Raw genomic sequence first — 17,162 nt, 5'->3', positions numbered from 1 at the left:
ACTGCCGAGTAGCCTTCTCCGACAGCACCGGCCCCCCTTGCGACGCGAGACATGGGCGTCCTTGCCCATTCGAGCCCGATTTCGAGGGCTCGTACTCAAGGCCCCACAACGCGCGGGGCAGCCTTCCGGTTCCATGACAGGTGTTTCGCGCTGCCCGTGTGCTATTGCTGCTGCGCGCAACGACGCGAGGTCTCCATGCTCCCCATTCCTGCCGACATCTTCACCGAGCCCGAGGACGTTTCTCCGGACAGTCTTGCCAATCTCGGGCCGCTGCGCCGGCTCGCCGGCACCTGGCAGGCCGACAAGGGCATCGACATCAATCCGAAGGCGGAAGGGCCGGAGCGGCGCACCTTCATCGAGCACATCAGGATGGATCCGATCGACCCGCAGGCCAATGGGCCTCAATTATTCTATGGCCTGCGCTATCACATTCACATCAACACGCCCGAGGAAGACATCACCTTCCATGACCAGGTCGGCTATTGGCTGTGGGAGGCGGCGACCGGGCTGATCATGCAGACGCTGGCGATTCCGCGCGGGCAGGTGCTGCTCGCCTCGGGGAAGGCCAAGCCGGACGACAAGAAAATCTCCGTCACGGCGAAACGCGGCGACACGACTTACGGGATCTGCTCGACCGACTTCCTGGAACAGGCCTTCCGCACCGACTCTTATCGTTGCGACATCACCTTCAACGATGATGGCAGCTGGAGCTATCAGATCCAGACCGAGTTGTTCGTCCGCGGCGCCCCGTTCAATCATCACGACAGCAATACGCTTCGGCTGGTCGCGCCGCCCAAACTCAATCCGCTCGCGGTGATCGTGAACGATCGCGAGAGGGGCAACAAGCCGGCCTGAGAAGCTGGCGCGGAGATCTTGCATGAAGCCTTACGTCATCTGCCTGATGCATTCGAGCCTCGACGGCCGCACCCATCCCAGCCGCTGGCGTCCGAAGGGCGCCGGCACCGATTGGTTCGAGAAGATCCATGACCAGCTTGGCGGCGATGCCTGGGTGATCGGCCGCGTCACCGGCTCCGAGTTCGCCAAGGGCAAAGCCTATCCCGAGACGAGCGAAAGATTTCCGCGCGAAAACTGGTTCGCGCGGGGCGATGCCAAGACCTCCAATATCAAGACCTACGGCGTCGTGCTCGATGCGCACGGCAAGATCGGCTGGGGCCGCTCCGATATCGGCGGCGATCCCATCGTCGTGGTGCTGACCGAGAGCGTGCCGGATTCGCATCTGGCCGGACTGCGCGGTGAGGGCGTGTCCTACATTTTTGCGGGCAAGTCCGAGATCGACCTCGCCTTGACGGTCGAGATCCTCAATCGCGAGCTGGGCGTCAAGCGCCTGCTGGTCGAAGGCGGCGGTGTTGCCAATGGCGCATTCCTGCGCGCCGGCCTGATCGACGAATTCAATTTGATCCTCAGCCCCGCGATCGATGGTGCCAGGGGCGCGCCTTTCGTGTTCGATTCTGCCGAGGAGGATCACGACAAGCGCGCGCCGATCACTGCGATGACGCTGGAGAGCTCGCGGGATCTCGGCGGCGGTGTCCTGCTGCTGCGCTATCTGATCCAGAACGATCCCGCGCGCCAATAGCAGCATGCCAGACAGTTCGGAGCACATCGTCATCGTCGGCGCGGGCGCGGCCGGCCTGATGGCGGCCCGCGAGCTCGCGCGCGCGGGAAGACGGGTCACGATCCTGGAAGCGCGCGAGCGCTGCGGCGGACGTATCCATCCGCTGCCGGCCGCGGAATTCGGCTATGCAGCCGATGGCGGCGCGGAGTTCGTCCATGGCGAGGCGCCGGTGACGCGCAGCCTGGCGCGCGAGGCGGCGCTGACGGTGCGCGGAATCGGCGGCGCGCAATGGAGCTTCGACGGCACGACATTCTCGCGAGAGAACCCGCGCGAACCCTACGACCCACAGCTTCATGCGGCCGTGAAGGATCTGACCGACGATCTCACCGTCGCCGATTTCCTGCGCCTGCATTTTGCCGAACCGCAGCACGCGCCGTTGCGGCACGCGGTCGAACGCATGGTCGAGGGCTATGATGCGGCCGACCCCGCGCGCGCCTCGACGCTGGCGCTGCGCGACGAATGGATGAATGACGGACATGCGACGCAGGCGCGCCTCGACGGCGGCTATGGCGGCCTGATCGATTTTCTTGTCGCGGAGTGCCGCAAGTCCGGCGTTGTCGTTCGTCTCGGTGCGGTGGTCACCGCCATCGAGGAGAACGGGGACAAGGTCATCGTCCGTTGTGCCGGCGGTGAGCTGCAAGTCTGCGATCGGGTAATCCTCACTGTGCCGCTGCCGCTATTGCGCGAGATCGCGCTGCCCGCGGCCGCGCGCGAGACGGCGGGAGCTGCAGACGACATCGGCTTTGGCGGCGTCATCAAGATCCTGCTGCGGTTCAAGCGGCCATGGTGGCGCGAGCGGCGCGGAGAGCTTGCCGACATGCTTTTCCTGCTGTCGGACGAGACCATTCCCGTATGGTGGACGCGTCATCCGGATCAGCATCCCGTGCTGACGGGATGGTTCGGTGGTCCGCGAACGGCGGGGCTGGCGCATCTCGATCAGCAAGGGCTGATCGATGCCGGCATCGCTTCGCTCGCCGCCATATTCGGCCTCCCGCGCGAGGAGATTGCGCGGGACCTCGTGGCGGCGGCCGCTGCCAACTGGGCGAATGATCCCTTTGCCCGTGGCGCCTATTCCTGGGCGACGCCGCGGACGCGGGCGGCGCAAGAGATTCTCGCGTGCGCCGATGGTTCGATCTTGTTTTCCGGTGAGGCGCTCTATCGCGGTCGCGACATGGGAACGGTCGAGGCTGCGCTTGCGAGCGGCCTGGAAACGGCAGGGATCATTTTGCAGCGTTGAGAAAGAAGGCCCGCATCTCTGCGGGCCTGTCGTGTCACCAGCGACTGCCGCCATAGCTGAACGTCACGCCGGGACCGCGGCCGCCGTAATAGCCGTAGGGGCCGCCATGGTGGCGGGGATAGTAACCATAGCTGCGATGGTGCGGCCGATAATAGCCGTGATGATGCGGACGCCAATGATGTTGGCGATAGCCGTGATGGCCATGTCTGTGCTGCGCGCTGATGTCGGTCGATCGGCCAACTTGCGCATTCGACCTGGCCTTGCCGCTGCCGGCCGCGTTGGCTGCCGTCGCGGTGAGCGCAGCAGCGCCGATAGCCATCGCGACAAAGAGATACTTCATGTCATCACTCCAGTTGAGATATCGAGTGACAACAGATGGGCTCTATTCGCGTTCCGGTGAGAGCGGGCGTCGAAACGACGCACGCGATCGCCGCCGCGAAATCGCGCTGAGATTTATTGTCGCACCGCTGCGAGCGAGGCGATCACTTCGCTTGCGGTCACGATGCGGGCAAATTCGCCGTTCAGATTCGACAGCGTCATCGCGTGGATGTCCTCGGCCGAATGCGTCTCGCCATCGGGGCCGACGCGATCGAATGTCCAGGTGGCATCGCGCACGAGCTGCGCATCGAAGTCGAGATTTCCGGCCATGCGTGTCGTCGTCTCCACGCAATGATTGGTGGTGGCACCGCAGATCACGAGCGTTGAGATGTCGTCTGCGCGCAGGCGCGTCTCGAGGTCGGTGCCGATAAAGGCGCTGTTGACGCGCTTGACGATCACGGGCTCGCCGCCCTGCTCGCGCGCTTCCTCCTTGACGGTGTAGCCGGAACGCGAGGGCAGGAACGTCGAGTTCGGCTTGGTGCCTTCGTGGCGGATATGGAAGATCGGCGCGCCGCTGGCCCGGAACGCCGCGAGCAGGTCGACGATGCGCGCCACCGCATCCGGATTGTTGCGCCGCTTGCCCGCGGCCTCCCATTCGTCGAATGCGCGCTGGACGTCGATAACGATGAGAGCGGGGAGGGGATGGGGCATGGCGCAAATCTTTCGCACGTCGAGCTGAGCCGAATATGCGAGGCGAGGGGGAAAACGTGCAATGCCGATCTTCCCTCGTTTCGGGACACACGGGAGTGGTTATCGGGCTAAATGTCCCTCTCACGGATGCGGCTCGCGAGCCTTCACTTCGATTTGAAGTGCGCCCTCCGCCGCGCTTGATCCAGCGCAACTTTCCTCGTCGCTATCGGATGCAATGTCGCGCCGATCAATCGGACTGCAATCGAGGCAAGGCATGAAGGCGTATTTCATCGGCGGTGGCATCGGATCGCTCGCAGGCGCGGCGTTCCTGATTCGCGACGCGAATTTGTCGGGGCGCGACATCCTGATGTACGAGGCGCAGCCGTTGGTCGGAGGCAGCCTCGACGGTGCTCTGCTTCCGAATGGCGCCTATTCGCTGCGTGGCGGCCGCATGCTTACCACCGACCATTACGAATGCACCTGGGACCTGCTGTCGGACATTCCCTCGCTCGAACGACCGGGCCACAGCGTGCGCGACGAAACCGTCGCCTTCAACGAGGAGAACCCGGCGCATTCGCGCGCGCGGCTGGTCGACCGCAACCGCTTCAAGATCGACGTCTCGCATATGGGCTTCACCGCCGGCGACCGGCTCGAGTTGTTGCGCCTCACCGAAGCGTCGGAGGCGACGCTCGGGAGCAGCCGCATCACCGACTGGCTGTCGCCGGGATTCTTCGAATCCAATTTCTGGTACATGTGGCAGACCACCTTTGCCTTCCAGCCCTGGCACAGTGCGGTCGAGCTGAAGCGCTATCTCCACCGCTTCATGAACGAGTTCCCGCGCATCGAGACGCTCGCCGGCGTCAAGCGCACGGTCTACAATCAGTATGACGCGATCGTGCGGCCGCTCGAGGATTGGCTGAAGCGGCAGGGCGTGCAATTCGTGCGGGGGACGCGCGTCACCGACATGATGTTCGAGCCCAATGGCGAGAAGCTGCGGGTGCGCCAGCTCGTGCTGGACCGTGATGGCCGCGCCGCCAATGTCCGCCTTGAGGACGGCGACCTCGTGTTCTTCCAGAACGGCTCGATGACGGATGCCTCGAGCCTCGGCACCATGGCCGAGCCCGCGCCATGCCTGACGAAGAATGACAGCCAGGGCTGGGCGCTCTGGGAGACGATCGCCAAAGGACGTCCCGAATTCGGTAATCCCTCGGCGTTCAACACCTCGATCCCCGAATCCTATTGGCTGTCCTTCACCGGGACCTGCCGCGACCCGCGCTTCTTCGACCAGATGGGAGCCTTCTCCGGCAACAGGGCCGGTACCGGCGGGCTTGTGACCTTCAAGGATTCCAGCTGGCTGATGTCGGTCGTGCTCTACCATCAGCCCCATTTCCTCGGTCAGCCCAAGAACGTCCAGGTGTTCTGGGGCTATGCACTGCATCCCGATCGCATCGGCAATTTCGTCGCCAAGCCGATGTCGGATTGCGGTGGCGCCGACATCCTGAAAGAGCTCTGCGGTCATCTGAATTTCGACCGCGCAATATTCGAGGACGCGATCTGCATTCCCTGCCGCATGCCCTACATCACCAGCATGTTCATGCCGCGGCACGTGACCGACCGGCCGCTGCCGGTACCGAAAAATTCGGTGAACCTCGCTTTCGTCAGTCAGTTCGTCGAGATTCCCGACGATGTCGTCTTCACCGTCGAATATTCGGTGCGCGCGGCGCAGATGGCGGTTTATCAACTGATGAAGATCGACCGCCCGATTCCAGCCGTGACCCGCCATGACAAGTCGCTCGCCGTGATCTTCGCGACGCTGGAGAAGGCGTTCGCGTGATCGAACTATCCCGACGCGACCAGTGGCAGGCTGACGTGAAAGACCGCGCCGCCTGACGGTGCATTCTCGGCCCAGATGCGGCCGCCATGCGCCTCGACGATGGTGCGGGCGATCGACAGACCGATGCCCATGCCTTGCGCCTTGGTCGTGAAGAACGGCTTGAAGATCTCGGTTACCTTTTCGGCAAGGATGCCGTCGCCCGAATCGGCGATGGAGACGACGGCATGATTGCCCTCGGCGAGGCTTGTTCGACCGACGACGCGGCGCCGGTCTGCCGGAAGATGCGCCACCGCATCCATGCCGTTCACGACCAGGTTCAGGATGACCTGCTGGAGCTGGACCCGGTCGGCTTTGACGCGGATGCCGGCCGATGACGGCTCCGTCGTGAGCCCGACATCGTGGGTCAGCGCTTGCACGGAGAGAAAGCGAAACACCTCATCAACGGTCGCATTGAGGTCGATCTCGCGCCGTTCGGTAGGGTCTCGCTTCAGAAACGTACGCAGCCGGCCGATGACCTCGCTGGCCCGTTGATCGTCGCGGCGAATGTGCTCCAGCATGTCGCTGATTTCGCCGAGGTCGGGAGCGGAGTCCTGCAGCATCTGCCCGGCCGTCTCGGCATTGAGCAGGATCGCGGCAAGCGGCTGGCTCAGCTCGTGTGCGATCGAGGCGGACATCTCGCCGGCGGTGGCGCGGCGGTTCATGTGGGCGAGCTCCGACATGCGTTGACGTGCCTCGACTTCCGCTAGGAAACGTAGGCGGCGCTCGCGCAGCAGAATGGTGATCATCAGCGCCTGCGTCAGCAGCACGCCCGTGACGATCATGGTGTGCCAGTAATACTGTTCCCAGAAGCTCGGTACGCGGAAGCGCACCTCGCTGCCCGCAGGCAGATTGGATTCGTCGACATTCCAGCGTTTGAGCTCTCGCCAGTCGAAGATCGGCTTGACGTTGTTTCCGTTGAAGGGCGGGATGCTCGCCGGCGCTTCACCATCGAGAATTCGCATCGCGACAGCGCCGGCCTCTCGTCCGATGATGTCGGGTAGCAGCAGGAAGCCGCCCACGCCCGCCTTTCCGAGCAGCGTATCGGATGTGATGATGATCGGCCGGTTCGTGCTTTCGGCAATGCGCGTGAGCGCGGCGGCCGGGGAATAGTAGGTGCCTTCGCCGTCGGAATACATGGCCGAAGTCAGGATCGCGGAGCCTTCGGGCAGGTTGGCGACCTGCTTGCGCACTTCGCGCAGCACAGTGCCCGAGAGATCGGTAACCTCGAGACCGGGCATCGCAGCCGCGAAATCCTGCTTCCAGTGTCCATAGACCAGCGGATTCGACCAGGCGCTGCCGACAAGGACGACACGGGTCAGGTTGGGAACGACGGCGCGCGCTGCGGTCAGGAGATGGGTCGGCTTCACTCTTGAAAAAACGGCGGTGGTGTTGGGCATGAACACCGCGCGCACCTCCGGCAGATCGGGCACGAGGCCGTACACGACGAGTGCGGCCGGCCAGATGTCCTGCTTCCGCTTCTGGAGAAACTTTGCCGACGCGACGCCGATCGACACGACGACGTCGATCGGTCGGCGCGCATATTTGGTCTTGAGGTGGTCGACGAGACTCTCTTCGTAGTCAGGTCCCGGGAAGCGGGGGAGATCGAGGCTTTCGCCGTAGATCACCGTGTCGATATTGCCGTTCTGTTTTGCGACGGCGCGGATGCCGTCAAAGATTTCGGAGTAGAACGGCGAGCGGAAATCGGCCTCTTCCAGCACCAGGATGGAGCGCTGTCGGGGGCCGTCGGCGGCGCATTCACGTGACAGGCAGGCGGACAGAAGGACGATGAGAATGCGCGCAAGCCCGGTGATGATACGCATTGCTGGACGCTCGGCCCCGCCTCGGGTTGCAATCGGGCCTCCTCCTGAGGACGCACGAAAGAAGCATACCCGCCTAAAGCGGAGTTTCAACGACAGGATGCGTGTCGAGGCTCGATGAACAAGCGGCGTGACGAGGGGCCGCTGCTACTTGAACGGGTCCTGGATCGAATGCGACGACTGCCTGATGCGGCGCACGCTCACCGGCTTACCGTCAGAGACGAACAGCAGCTCATATGTCCGGCCCTCATTGTCGGTCGCCGAGCAAGTGACGTCGTTCACCTTCCTGGCGGCGAAATTGCCGGTCTGGCGGCAGACGCCCCTGGAGGTCTGCTCTGCCGGTACCGGAAGGCCGTCGACCCTTGGCCGGCTCTTGGAGTTGAGCAGCATGCGGTCGATCGGCAACTCGTAAGAATTGTCGTCGGCCCGCTTGCCGTTCTCGCCGGAAAACGACACGACGTGGTTCTCGTCACTGGGGTCGTCGACGGCAACGGCGAAATTGACCCGGCCCTTGTCGTCATGGGCGAAGGCCACGGTCTTGCAGGCAAAGGGACGACCGGCGACCTTCAGCGTCTTGCAGTGGCCGGACATCAGCGCCAGCATGTCGACAAGCGAATTTCGCTGGGCCGGCGGATTGTTCACCGAAATCGCCGTGGAAGACTCGGCAAAACAAGGGCTTGCGAGAAAGACGAGGATTGCAGCCAGAACCGGTCGGGGCAGGCGCATCGTCGGGCTCATGTGCCAGGGGGCCATGGACGGGCGAGAGTTCCGTCCACTAACCATCGAATCGCAAATTGGTTGCGATCCGGTTTGCCCGACCAAGTGTTCGACCAAGCCCGTCTGGAATACCACCGCGCCACCCATCGGCGATTCGCCCCCGATCGCCCCAACCCGCTCTAGCAGGCAGTTGTCGCCAGGCCGATGTTTTTTTCGTGGCGGCGAGGGAGAGGCGTCACGCGGCCTGCATCATGGTCCGCGCAAAGGCCGGGTAAGTTTCGGCCAGCTCGTCGAAAATCCGCCCCCGCAGCAGCGCCAGCGTGGCGGCATCCGGCCGCTTCGTTTCGCACACCACCTCCGGCTCCTGATAGGCAAAGCCCGTGTTCTCCCTGATATCGGCCGGGGTGAAGGGCGGGTGCACGGAGCGAAGTGCGAAGCCGCCCGCCTCGCGGTCGAAGTCGAACAGCGCCATGTTGGTCAGCAGTGCGTAGGGGCCGCCGCGCCGCGGCACCTCCGGTGTGATTGCGCGGGCACTGACGAAATCGACCTTGGGCACGAAAACCCGCGGGGAATGCTCCTCGCGAAACAGGATCACGCGCGGAATGAGATGATAGAGATAGGCCGAGCCGAACGAGCCGGGCCAGCGCACGTGGCTTGTGGGATAGTCTCCGGTGCCGACCAGGTTGATGTTGCCCTGGCCGTCGATCTGGCCACCGCCCAGGAAGAAGGCATCGACGCGGCCCTGGGCCGCACAGTCGAACAGCTCGATCCCGCCATTGGTGAAGAAGTTGTGCGCTTGCGATCCCAGAATCGAGATGCGCACCGGCGGCTTGCCACAGAGTTCGTTGCGGGCGCGCAGCAGCATGGCGCCGGCCGCGGGGATCGGCGACGACGCGCCGACCGCAACGTGTCGGATGCCGTCGAGCAGATCGGCAATGGTGGCAATCAGGATCTCGCGCCGCTCGCGATCGGTCGACATCAGGCGACCTGCTTGCGATGGGTCAGGAACGCCGAGAGGTAAGCGCGAAAGCCGTCCTCGCTGCGCGCCATCGCCGCGTAGCGCGCGATCTCGGCCTCGTCTGCCGGATATTCGTCCCACAGCGCCAGCGGCCAGGCGCCGCGCTCGGCGACTGCGATGGTGTCGACATAGAGCGAGGGCAACACGCCGGCGGCGGAGTCTTCGCTCTCGAGCAGATTGCGATCGACGATGCGCTCCACGGTGACCAGCGTGCGCTTTGCGGCATAAGCGAGGTCGGCGAGCTCGCGATGCCGGCCGATGCGGACATTGCCGGCGCGGTCGGCCTCGGGCGCGTGAAACAACGCGACATCGGGTGAGATCGCGGGCACCACGACGACCTTACGCGCCTCGCCGACGGGGCTGTCGATCACCTGCCAGTCCGGCCGCACGTTGAGCAGATCGCTGCCGATGATGCCGGCGATCGGCATGAACGGCACGCCTTTCTGCGCGGCGAGCAGGCCGGCATAGATCGCGGGGCAGGTGGAGTCGCGCATCGTGAAGGCGCCGCTCTTGACGCCGGCGGTGAAGCGCGGCGCGCCGCCGGCCTCGCCCAGCGACACCGCGCTGGTCTCCAGCGAGGCGACGCAGCCTGCGCCGATCAGGAGATCGGCCTGCAGGCCCGAGATCGGCACGCAGATCAGCTTGAGGTCGCTTATGCCTGTTTCGAGTATCGCCGCGGTCGCGGCCATTGCCACGCCCGAGCCATCGACAGGAATGGCCAGCGATTGGCCGGGCCCAACGCGCGCGGCCAGCGCCTCCAGCCCAACGATCTCGGTCATGGCGTCCTCCAGCCGGTTTTCTCCATCCTGCCTCAAGCCATCGCCGTCTGCCAGCGCGTATCGCGCAAGGAGGGGCGGCGGTGCAGGCGGGTGTCGAGGAGGTTGCGGGCGCGCGGCAACTCGCCGCCGCGCATCAGGGCGACGAGGAACGTGTCCTCGATCAACTCGCGCTGCGCGTGGCTGCCGCCGATGCGGACGACCTCGTTAAGGACCGGTGCAAGCTCGCGCACGCAGGCGGCGTAGTTCTCATCCGCAAAGGCCGCGAGTGCTCGGCAAATCGCGGGCACCACGGGACCGGCCGGCAACTTGCCATCGGTCAGCCGCTGCTCGATCACGGCAAGGCGCGCCGCAAGCGCCTCGCGGTTTTGCGTTGCGGCTGCAAACAGCGCCATGTGGACGTCGGCGAAGGGCAGGCCGGATTTCGGGAAGAGCTTTTGCGCGGCGGCGTCGGCCTCGGCCCAGAGCCCCTTCGGTACGGCATGGCCGTAGGCCGACAGGCGCCAGAGCAGCGAGGCGCTGTCGGTGATCACGTTGAGCGGCGGCGCTTGCGTGGCGGAGGGCTGCAGCACGTCGGCATAGATTTGCAGCGCCCGCGTCGCGTCGCCGTGCTCGAGCGCGCCGAGGGCTTGATGCCAGAGGATATGGCCGTGCAGAATGCCCTCGCGGCCATAGGTCGGTATCCACTCCTCGACGAGACGATCGGCGTCCTCGATCGAGCCGTCCTCGAACATCGCGTGCAGCACAGCGTGCGCGGCATGGGCGTTGGCCCGGCGGAGGTCAAAGCCGCGCTCGGTAACTTTCCGGCCGCGCGCGACGTCGCCATTCTCCGTCATCGCCCAGCCGGACATGGTGAGAAACCACCAGTCCTCGCCATAGTGATGCGCGACGCGCTCGCACAGCTCGTGCCGCGCGCGGTCATGATCGGCCATGCCGGAGAAGGCGAACAGGCCGAACGCGCCGAGCGGCAGCGACAGCACCACGGCATCGCGCGGCCATGCGTCGACATGTTTGCGCATCGCGGCGATCGCGTCGGGCAACCGGCCCTCGATCGCTAGCGCCAGCGTCTCGACATGCGAGCGCTCGCGTTCCGTGCCGCTGATGGCGACGAGCTCGCGCGCGGCCGCCGCCTTTTGCCGTGCGAGATCGCCCTGCTGGTAGAACGCATGCACGCGGGCACGTGCGATGTGCGCGAGCGCCAAATCCGGATCGGCAACGATCGCGCGCTCCAGCGCTTCCGCCGTGCCGGTCCACCCCGCGAGCATGAGATCGACGCCTTCGCGATAGGCCGACGCCGCATCGTCGGAGGCGGTGGAGAGCGGCAGGCCGTAGCGGTCCTCAAGCGGCATCGTTGTCTCCGAAAGCTCAAGCCGTCCGCGCGCGACGTCCTTCGATCGGATAGGCCGGGTCGTTGTAGCCTGGCGTCGAGGGGTGGCCCGGCACCACGAGCCGGTCGATCAAGGCCTCGTCCTCGGCGGTGAAGCGATAGTCGAGCGCGCTGATGTAGCCATCCCACTGCTCTTCGGTGCGCGGACCTGCGACGATCGAGGAAACAAAGGCGGAGTTGAGCACCCAGGCGACGGCGAACTGGCCGGCGGTGATGCCGTTCTTCTCGGCGTGAGTCTTGATCTCCTGCGCCAGTTGCAAGGACTCCGGGCGCCACTCGGTCTGCATCATTCTGGTGTCGTTGCGGCCGGCGCGCGTGTCCTTGTCCGGAGCGGCATCGGGCTTGTACTTGCCGGTGAGCACGCCGCGTGCCAGCGGGCTATAGGGCACGATGCCGAGGCCGTAATAAGAGCAGGCCGGAAAATGCTCGACCTCGGGCATGCGGTTCATCGCATTGTAATAGGGCTGGCTGACCACGGGACGGTCGATGCCAAGCCGGTCGCAGATGTTGCAGATCTCGGCGACGCGCCAGGCGCGGTAGTTGGAAACGCCGAAATAGCGGATCTTGCCTGATCGGATCAGATCGCCCATCGCGCGCACCGTCTCCTCCAGCGGCGTCGCATGGTCTTCCTTGTGCAGATAATAGATGTCGATGTGGTCGGTGCCGAGGCGCTTCAGGCTCTCCTCGGCTGCCTGCAACACCCAGCGCCGCGACAGCCCGACGCGATTGGGATCGTCGCCCATGGGATTGGCGAGTTTCGTCGCGAGTACCCATGCGTGCCTGGTGTTGCCGATCGCGCGTCCCACGACCTCTTCGGAGCCGCCTTTCGAATAGGCGTCCGCGGTGTCGATGAAATTGATGCCGGCGTCATGCGCTTTCGCGATGATCCGCGTTGATGCCGCCTCATCCGTCGGCCCGCCGAACATCATGGTGCCCAGGCAGATCGGCGATACTTTCAGGCCAGAGCGGCCGAGTTGGCGGTATTGCATGGGCTGTTTCCTCGATGCTCCTGTTGTGAGGCACCATAGCCAGCTACGCCCGTCATTGCGAGCGCAGCGAAGCAATCCAGAGATGCGTCCGCAGAGGGATGCTGGATTGCTTCGCTGCGCTCGCAATGACGGGGTGACAGTCGTGGCAGCCTGGCTATGCCGCCGGCCCCTTCAAGATCTTGAACACGCCATTGGCCATCACGACGCAGCGTTCGTCCACGGTCACCTCGGTGCTCATGAAGATCAGGCTCCGGGTCGAGCGCACCACGCGGGGGCGGGAGATCAGGATGTCGCCGATCTGGCCGGCCTCGACGAAATGGGTATCGAGCTGAACCGTCGCCATGTAGTCCTTGCCGGAGACATAGCGGGCGGTCATGCCGCAGGTGCGGTCCGCGAACGTCATCATCACGCCTCCCTGCACCATGCCGCGGCGGTTGTGATGCTTGTCTTCGGTGGCGAGTGCGAACTCGTGTCGGCCGTCGACCTTACGCTCCCACAGGGGGCCGACGAGGTGCATGAAGCCCGTGGTCTCCAGGATGGTCCAGCCATCTGATTTGAGCTTTGCTGCGGCCTTGCTCGTCATCGCTCCGTCCATCCCTGCAACGCATGATCTCTTCTCGTTTCATCAGATGCGGTCCTGGTGTAGTCAAGCATCATGAGAACTTTCAGCGATGCCACCAGACGGAATATCGCAGCCGCCTGCGCGTCCTTTGCGCGGCTGCCTGATGTGGCCGAGCCTTCGGCGCTGAAGCGCGCCGCCGTAGTGCTGGCGTTGACCGCATCCAGTGACGGCGACGACACGGCATTTCTTCTGACGAGGCGCGCATCGAGTTTGCGCTCGCACCGCGGTCAATGGGCATTACCCGGCGGCCGCTGCGATGCCGGCGAGACGCCGGTCGAGGCGGCGCTGCGCGAGCTCGACGAAGAGCTTGCGCTCAGGCTTTCACCCGATGCCGTGCTCGGCCTGCTCGACGATTATCCGACGCGCTCCGGCTATCTGATCACACCGGTCGTGGTGTGGGCTGCCGAGAGCGCTGCGATCACGCCGAACCCGGACGAGGTCGCCTCCGTCCATCGCATCGCGCTCGACACGATCGAGCGCGACGACGCCTTCGACTTCACCGCGATCCCCGAGAGCAGCCGCCGTGTGATTCGCTTCCACCACCAGATGAGCCTGATCCACGCGCCGACGGCGGCGCTGATCTACCAGTTCCGCGAGGTGCTGGCAGGGCGGAAGACCCGCGTCACCGACCTGGAACAGCCGGTCTTCGCCTGGAAATGATGGTAAACGGCGCGTTAACGTGACGGTTACCGGATGCCTGCTAAGAGGGCAGCATGCATCATTCGATTCGAACACATCTGGCGCTGGTTCCACTCGCGCTCGTCCTGCTCGTCCCCGCCGCGCGTGGTGGTGAGTCCGACGCGCTGCCGCCGGCCGTCAGCAATGCCAACGCCCAGCTCCTGTCGCAGTTTTTCGCGCAAGGCGGTGCCTCGCCGGCCGTGCTCGAATATCGCCGCAAGCTCGCTGAGTATCAGGCTATCAGGGGTGCCTTCGACCAGGAGGCCGGCGCCTATTGGAGCCAGGTCTCGGAGAAGCGAAAGGGCCGCAACGCCAAGCGGCGCAGCGGGCAGCAGATCACGCTCGACGATTACGTGCTGGAGCAGCCGCCGGTTTATGCCGGGCCGAAGCGACCGGTAAACCCGGAGCCGGAGGAAACACCGGAGCGTCCGCCCCGCAAGCCATTGCCGGTGGCCTCCGATCTGCTGCGCGCCGCGCAGGATCTCTATCAATTCACGCCGCAGCGACCGACGAACGAGATCGAGTTCAAGCGCGCCTATGCGCGCTACGCGCTCGCCTCGGGGCTGACGCGGGAGCAGGCGGTGCGGGTCTATTCCTTCGAGACCGGCGGCACCGGCAATTACGACGTGCAGGCCGGCATCGAACATGGCGGCAAGCGCGCGATCTCGACCGCGATGGGCTACAACCAGCTGCTCACCACCAACAGCGTCGAGCTCCTGGCCGAGCAGGGCCACGAGTTGATCCGCGCGCTGTCCGACAAGGTGGCGCGCACCTCAGGTCCGGCGCGTCAGGCGCTCGAGCACAAGCTCACCGTTCTCAGGAAGATGGTGGCGCATGCGAAGTCGGTGCCGGACTCCTGGTCGGAGCACGAGAAGATCGGCGACAGCGCGCAGGGCTGGGCCATGCATGCGATGGTGCTGGACGTCGACATCGGGCCGATGCTGCAAACCCACAAGCTGTTGACCTCGGTGCTGTTCGCCCGCGCCAAGGGCTACACCCGTCCGCTCACCGCCGCCGAGCTCGAGATGATGAACCTCACCGGCGACGGCACCGGCCTCGACATGGTGACGATGCCGCAGGCGATGCGCGAGCAGGTGCCGACCTCGAACTTCTTCCAGCGCAGCGGCTACGAGCGTAACCCGGTCGCGATCCGCCACAACACGGTGGCGAAGCTGCTGGCGGTGACGGATGACCGGATGGACTCGAACAGCAGCAAACCCGGCGCAAGGGAGCTGGCGGCGGCGTTCTAGGACGACGGGCCTGCCGCATTCCCTTCTGTCATGCCCCGGCTTGACCGGGGCATCCAGTACGCCGCGGCCTCTCGATTCGATCACAACGGTCTCTGGAATACTGGATCACCCGCTTTCGCGGGTGATGACACCGAGAGTGTGGCGACGCCGTTGCCCGCCACTTTAGCCCCCTACTGGTCCGGCCCGAACTTGAACCTGCCGTCGCCTTCCAGATATTGCCCGCTGCGCATGTAGAGCTGGCCGTTCTGGCCGATGAAGAACAGCGTGCCCTTCGGCACCTTCTTGGCGCCCTTCAACAGCTCGCCGGCATTGCTGGTGCCCATCTTGTAGGAAAAGGTCTTGCCTTCCTTGTCATAGGCATAGCCGGTGTCCGGCTTCAGCTCCCACGGCGTTGCCGCGTTTTGCGCGAGAGCGGGGGCGGCGAACGCGCCCAGCACGGCTGCGATTGCAAATGTCTTGATTGAAAATGCCATCATCCATCCTCCCCATTGTCGGGGTGCCCGTTTGAACAAATCACGAACGATGCGTCCGGGTCAATCCGCGATGACGCCGCAGCGCATCACGTCTTGACCAGCAGTTTGTGATTTTCCCTTCGTCCCCTCGCGACTATGTTCCGCTTTCGGTCTAGAACGCAACACGACAAAGATATTGGTGGGGATGATTCGAATGCGTCACGTCGTAAAAATTTGCTGGATTGCCATGACGTCGCTGACGGCACTTGCGCCGGCGGCCCGGGCCGATGACTACCAGCTCAGCCACAACCAGCGGATTTCGTGCAGCCGTGGCCTTGCCCCGGGCAAGCTCAACACCGCGACCTGCAAGTCCTACACCTATCTCTTCAATACCAGGACCTCGGAATATTTCCGCTGCCAGGTCTCGCTGGCGCTGACCCGCGACAACAAGGAGGTCATCAACGTCCAGACCGACGGCGGCTGCACCAAGCGGCCGCGCATCTTCGAGGCCGACGGTCACTATGATTTCGACGCGACCGAGACCGAGCCGCCGAACACCAACTCGTTCTTCGGCCCCGGCGGCTATTCGATCTGGGCGGCCGACATGACCGCGCAGAAGATCCGCGGCTGCATCACCATCTCCTCGGGCCTCGGTTCCGACATCTCCAAGTGCCTGGACATGACGTTCCAGTAAGCACTTGCCAGTGACGGCCTGCCAGTAACGGCAAGGCGCGCTACAAGAATAACAATCAGGGAGAACGCGCGATGGACCGGCTCAAGGGCAAGGTTGCGATGGTGGTGGGCGCCGGCTCGATCGGGCCCGGCTGGGGCAACGGCAAGGCGACCGCGGTGACCTTTGCGCGCGAGGGCGCGCAGGTGTTTTGCGTCGATCGTAACGGCGCGGCCGCCGAGGAGACTGCCAAGATCATCACCGGCGAAGGCGGCAAGGCGACCGCGTTCACCGCTGACGTATCGCGGCCTGCCGAGATCGAGGCGATGGTCGCTGCGTGCCTGGAGGCCTATGGCCGCATCGACGTGCTCGACAACAATGTCGGCATTGCCGAGATGGGCAGCGTGGTCGAGGTCACCGAGGAGAGCTGGGACCGCGTCTTCAGCGTCAATCTCAAGAGCGCCTATTTCGCCATGAAGCACGTCATTCCCGTCATGGTGAAGCAGGGCGGCGGTTCGATCATCAACATCTCTTCGATCGCCTCGATCCGCCATATGGGCATCTCCTACGTCACCTACGGCACCTCGAAGGCCGCGATGAACCAGATGACGCGCACCACCGCGATCGAGTTCGCGAAGCATCATGTGCGGGTGAACGCGATCCTGCCCGGCCTGATGAAGACGCCGATGGTGGAGCATTCCGCTGGCCTCGCCAACAGCTACGCCAAGGGCGATGTCGAAGCGATGTGGCGCGCCCGCGATGCGCAGGTGCCGATGGGCCACATGGGCGACGCGTTCGACGTCGCCAATGCCGCGCTGTTTCTGGCGTCGGACGAGTCGAAATATGTGACGGGCATCGAGCTCGTGGTCGACGGCGGAATCACCTGCAAGGCGGGGGCTTAATTAGCACCGCTCCAGATCCGTCATCCCGAGGTGCGAGTTACTCCGCGCAACGCGCGGGGTGCCGAGCCTCGAAGGATGAACGGCCACGATGCAGCCGGGCCGTCGCCCTTCGAGGGCCGCTGAAGAAGCGGCC

General features: G+C 64.6%; 18 protein-coding genes. 8 read left to right on the top strand and 10 right to left on the bottom strand.

The window, feature by feature from the left end:
- Positions 1–195: 195 nt before the first annotated feature.
- Genes XI06_RS41975 through XI06_RS41965 form a run of 3 tightly spaced genes read left to right on the top strand, consistent with a single transcriptional unit; the run spans position 196 to position 2,870 of the window.
- Positions 196–855, top strand: a complete 660-nt coding sequence (locus tag XI06_RS41975) for an FABP family protein (protein WP_237863229.1) — start codon at positions 196–198, stop codon at positions 853–855.
- Positions 856–877: 22 nt separating this feature from the next.
- Positions 878–1,594, top strand: coding sequence for a RibD family protein (locus tag XI06_RS41970; RefSeq protein WP_237863228.1), 717 nt, complete (start codon positions 878–880; stop codon positions 1,592–1,594).
- A 4-nt stretch (positions 1,595–1,598) separates the two neighbouring features.
- Positions 1,599–2,870 carry a flavin monoamine oxidase family protein gene (locus XI06_RS41965; RefSeq protein ID WP_237863227.1) on the top strand — a complete coding sequence of 424 codons (1,272 nt, stop codon included), beginning with the start codon at positions 1,599–1,601 and terminating at the stop codon, positions 2,868–2,870.
- A gap of 34 nt (positions 2,871–2,904) precedes the next feature.
- Here XI06_RS41965 and XI06_RS41960 read toward each other — a convergent pair whose 3' ends face one another.
- Both XI06_RS41960 and XI06_RS41955 read right to left on the bottom strand, forming a co-directional pair.
- Positions 2,905–3,210, bottom strand: coding sequence for a hypothetical protein (locus XI06_RS41960; RefSeq protein WP_237863226.1), 306 nt, complete (start codon positions 3,208–3,210; stop codon positions 2,905–2,907).
- Positions 3,211–3,323: 113 nt separating this feature from the next.
- A complete protein-coding gene (locus XI06_RS41955; protein WP_237890231.1) occupies positions 3,324–3,899 on the bottom strand; it encodes a cysteine hydrolase family protein in 576 nt (191 codons plus the stop codon).
- Positions 3,900–4,113: 214 nt separating this feature from the next.
- On the opposite strand from XI06_RS41955, the gene XI06_RS41950 reads away from it, so the two are divergent.
- The gene (locus XI06_RS41950) at positions 4,114–5,712 is read left to right on the top strand and encodes an oleate hydratase (RefSeq protein WP_271607957.1); all 1,599 of its coding nucleotides are present in this window, start codon (positions 4,114–4,116) and stop codon (positions 5,710–5,712) included.
- Positions 5,713–5,717: 5 nt separating this feature from the next.
- Here the strand turns inward: XI06_RS41950 and XI06_RS41945 are convergent, their stop codons facing one another.
- From XI06_RS41945 to XI06_RS41915, 7 genes are all read right to left on the bottom strand, one after another.
- Positions 5,718–7,571, bottom strand: coding sequence for a sensor histidine kinase (locus tag XI06_RS41945; RefSeq protein WP_271607956.1), 1,854 nt, complete (start codon positions 7,569–7,571; stop codon positions 5,718–5,720).
- A 144-nt stretch (positions 7,572–7,715) separates the two neighbouring features.
- Positions 7,716–8,294 carry a hypothetical protein gene (locus XI06_RS41940; protein WP_237863221.1) on the bottom strand — a complete coding sequence of 193 codons (579 nt, stop codon included), beginning with the start codon at positions 8,292–8,294 and terminating at the stop codon, positions 7,716–7,718.
- Positions 8,295–8,520: 226 nt separating this feature from the next.
- The gene (locus tag XI06_RS41935; protein WP_271607955.1) at positions 8,521–9,264 is read right to left on the bottom strand and encodes a CoA transferase; all 744 of its coding nucleotides are present in this window, start codon (positions 9,262–9,264) and stop codon (positions 8,521–8,523) included.
- Positions 9,264–10,082: a CoA transferase subunit A gene (locus tag XI06_RS41930; RefSeq protein WP_271607954.1), complete on the bottom strand. Its 819-nt coding sequence runs from the start codon at positions 10,080–10,082 to the stop codon at positions 9,264–9,266. Before XI06_RS41930 ends, XI06_RS41935 begins: the two co-directional genes overlap by 1 nt.
- 32 nt (positions 10,083–10,114) lie before the next feature.
- Positions 10,115–11,428, bottom strand: a complete 1,314-nt coding sequence (locus tag XI06_RS41925) for a tetratricopeptide repeat protein (protein ID WP_271607953.1) — start codon at positions 11,426–11,428, stop codon at positions 10,115–10,117.
- A gap of 16 nt (positions 11,429–11,444) precedes the next feature.
- Entirely contained in the window at positions 11,445–12,455 is a 1,011-nt protein-coding gene (locus XI06_RS41920; RefSeq protein WP_271607952.1) for an aldo/keto reductase, read from the bottom strand.
- 154 nt (positions 12,456–12,609) lie between these two features.
- Positions 12,610–13,038 (bottom strand): PaaI family thioesterase, encoded by a 429-nt coding sequence (locus tag XI06_RS41915; protein ID WP_237863216.1) that lies wholly within the window; start codon positions 13,036–13,038, stop codon positions 12,610–12,612.
- Between the two features lie 72 nt (positions 13,039–13,110).
- Between XI06_RS41915 and XI06_RS41910 the strand changes: the two genes are divergently transcribed.
- Complete coding sequence (locus tag XI06_RS41910; protein WP_271607951.1) at positions 13,111–13,737, top strand: NUDIX hydrolase; 627 nt, start codon at positions 13,111–13,113, stop codon at positions 13,735–13,737.
- A 53-nt stretch (positions 13,738–13,790) separates the two neighbouring features.
- Positions 13,791–15,005, top strand: a complete 1,215-nt coding sequence (locus XI06_RS41905; protein WP_271607950.1) for a hypothetical protein — start codon at positions 13,791–13,793, stop codon at positions 15,003–15,005.
- A gap of 170 nt (positions 15,006–15,175) precedes the next feature.
- On the opposite strand, the gene XI06_RS41900 is transcribed toward XI06_RS41905, so the two are convergent.
- A complete protein-coding gene (locus XI06_RS41900; protein WP_237863355.1) occupies positions 15,176–15,478 on the bottom strand; it encodes a hypothetical protein in 303 nt (100 codons plus the stop codon).
- A gap of 193 nt (positions 15,479–15,671) precedes the next feature.
- Here XI06_RS41900 and XI06_RS41895 point away from each other — a divergent pair, with 193 nt between their 5' ends.
- Positions 15,672–16,151 (top strand): hypothetical protein, encoded by a 480-nt coding sequence (locus tag XI06_RS41895; RefSeq protein WP_237863213.1) that lies wholly within the window; start codon positions 15,672–15,674, stop codon positions 16,149–16,151.
- Between the two features lie 71 nt (positions 16,152–16,222).
- Positions 16,223–17,029: an SDR family NAD(P)-dependent oxidoreductase gene (locus tag XI06_RS41890; protein WP_271607949.1), complete on the top strand. Its 807-nt coding sequence runs from the start codon at positions 16,223–16,225 to the stop codon at positions 17,027–17,029.
- Positions 17,030–17,162 lie beyond the last annotated feature (133 nt).

The organism is Bradyrhizobium sp. CCBAU 11434 (assembly GCF_028128895.1).
Taxonomy (GTDB): domain Bacteria; phylum Pseudomonadota; class Alphaproteobacteria; order Rhizobiales; family Xanthobacteraceae; genus Bradyrhizobium; species Bradyrhizobium zhengyangense.
Note: the sequence above shows the minus strand (reverse complement) of the source record. Positions and strands in the feature narration are given on the sequence as shown.